Here is a 280-nt window from a genome sequence, read left to right on the forward strand (position 1 = left end):
GCTTGCCTGAAATTTCGGTCAGCGGCAGGGCGTCCATATCGGCGCGCAGGCCGATGGTGCGGCTGCCGCCGCCATTTCCCTTGATCAGGCCGACAACGCCGGTGCGGCCGATGCCGGTGACGATTTCGTCGACGCCGAACTCCTTCAGCTTTTCGGAGACAAAGGCTGCCGTGTTCTCCACCGCGAAAAGAAGCTCCGGACGGGCGTGGATGTGACGGCGCCATTCGGTCACTTCGTCCTGCAATTCAGCGGCTCTGTTCAAAATCGGCATGCTCAAATT

The 280-nt window shown here is 60.7% G+C and carries 1 pseudogene; it reads right to left on the reverse strand.

Features of this window, described 5'->3' with window-relative positions:
• Positions 1-271, reverse strand: a pseudogene (locus SB772_RS40170) (amidohydrolase); the annotation flags it as partial.
• Positions 272-280 lie beyond the last annotated feature (9 nt).

Origin of the sequence: Paraburkholderia sp. SIMBA_030 (assembly GCF_046535245.1) — a bacterium.
Taxonomy (GTDB): Bacteria; Pseudomonadota; Gammaproteobacteria; order Burkholderiales; family Burkholderiaceae; genus Paraburkholderia.